Here is a 2,122-nt window from a genome sequence, read left to right as displayed (position 1 = left end):
GCCCCGAGCTGACTGGAGCCTCCCAAATGCAAACGTAGGCAACGGCAATAACCCGACCCACCCCATCGAAGTGCGGATCAAGGAATGTTTAGCAGGGCTGTGCGATAGTGTTGACCCTCGTACAGCTAGCGGCGTGAGCCCTGATGCTGGCACCTTGGTGCGAGTGCCATTCAAGGATTCAGCCTTGATGAATGGTCGGGAAATGATGAGCGTGCGAGTGCTCGATATTGATCTTGAGTTGCTCAAAAATACCCCCCATCGTGGCAACTACTGGCTACCTGTGAACGGCAACGATACTGGGGGTGTGGTGTATGCCTTCCGGGAAGATGCTGTTTCGGAGGGGGCGATCACCCGTCCTCGCAGCGGCGGCGGTTGGGCAGCCTGTGGTAACAACACTGCCCTGCAAAACAACCAAAACTGTCGGATGCGGGCGGGCGGAGATACCTATCTCTCAACGGATCCACCGCTGAATGCCGACAACAGCATCAGCCCCAAACCTGTGGATTATGCCCCCGACCCCGATCGCCGTCCCCATGGCTTCCGGCTGCGTAAGGGTGCTGTGCTGATGCGTCCAAACCGGGCTCAGTCAGGTTTGACGTTCATCTCGGATAACCCTGTGTATATCCAAGGCGACTTCAACCTGCATCAAACCAACGGTGGACAGCGGCTAGAAGAATTTGAGCAATTGCTCAACGAAAACTTCAACAACTTCTACAACCGCGCCACGCTCGATCGCCGCTTCTCTCGTCCAGATACCGATCTATGGCGGCCTTCAGAAGTGCTGGCTGATGCTATCACCACCTTGCCCGACAACTTCTGTGATGGCTCCATTGAAGAAGGGTTCTTGACTGCAGGGAACAACGGTAACGCTGGGAACACCACCGCTAAATACAACTGCGCGGGCAACAACAGCGTCACCTCCTACCTCAACCAAAACCGGCCGCGTACCTTGCCCCCGGCACGCAACGAAACCACCATGCCCAGCACCGTTCGCGGGCAGCGCTGGATGCGGGAAATCCCCATGGATCTGACCTCGCCGATTAAGGTGACTAAAAATGCCAACCCCGTGCAGGTTGCTGACAACTACTGGGTTGCACAAAACCGAGAATATGGGCTCACCAACCGAGAAACCTACTACGACTTCTCAGACGGCAAGTCGTTGATTGTAGGGGATGAGGTTCGTCAAAATGCGATCGTAGTCAGCGGTCTGGTGCCCTCTCGTCCCAACCAATCCTACGGTGGGTTGCATAACTTCCCTCGGTTCATTACCACCTGGCCGCGGCAGTTCCTCACTGGGTCGTTTATTCAGCTCTCCTTCAGCCGCTATGCCACGTCACCGTTTGACCAAAGCGCTTGGGAGCCAGGCGCTGTGCCACCTGGCACTGAGCAAATCAAGTACTACAGCCCACCTGCTCGACGTTGGGGGTATGACGTAGGCTTGCAGTATGCACCGGCTGGGCCCCTGGCATCTCGCTTTATCTCAGCGGAAAACACCCGTAATGAGTTCTATAGTGAGCCCCCGGCGGATGATCCTTACATGCTGACGCTCTGTCGAGCTATCCCAGACTCCAACTGTAACTAGCAAGGTATGGGGGTTGGCGGTTTCTGCCTCCCCCATGCTGTGCTCCCTGTCCCTTTCCATACATGGAAAGGGACAGGGTCTCAGGGAGGCAGACTACTCAAACAATCTGAGTTGGGCCGCTACAAATACTTATTTATTTACTGTGCCACTGTGTTCGAGGATGCGGATAATGTCAGTTCCTTTTACCAAACACCTCCAAGCGGGCGATCGCCCTTCTGAATCAGGGCTTACGATTATAGAATCCCTCGTCGCGATTATCATGATTGGGATTGTGGGTGCCATGATTACACCACCCATTGTGATTGCCGTCGCCACACGTCTACAAAACCAACGGTCTCAGCAGGCCTACCAGATAGCCCAAGGTGAACTCGACCGAGTGCGTGGGCTCGTCAACAATGGTAATCATGAACCCGCTGCTCTTCCCGCCGCTGTTGGCAACGGTCCCCTCGCGGATCAAGGGCCACCCACCGGCGCTGTTAACCAACTTCAATCCATCGATCCTGGCTGCAATACCTATAACGCACAGCCGTTGCCAGCCAA

2 protein-coding genes are annotated in these 2,122 nt (G+C 55.4%); both read left to right on the top strand.

Annotated elements, in window-relative coordinates:
• Positions 1–1,582: hypothetical protein (locus V6D20_11530; GenBank protein ID HEY9816415.1), on the top strand; the 1,582-nt coding region annotated here is incomplete at its 5' end.
• 169 nt (positions 1,583–1,751) lie between these two features.
• On the top strand, positions 1,752–2,122 hold a 371-nt coding region (locus V6D20_11525; protein ID HEY9816414.1), incomplete at its 3' end, for a hypothetical protein.

The organism is Candidatus Obscuribacterales bacterium, from assembly GCA_036703605.1.
GTDB lineage: Bacteria > Cyanobacteriota > Cyanobacteriia > RECH01 > RECH01 > RECH01.
Note: the sequence above shows the minus strand (reverse complement) of the source record. Positions and strands in the feature narration are given on the sequence as shown.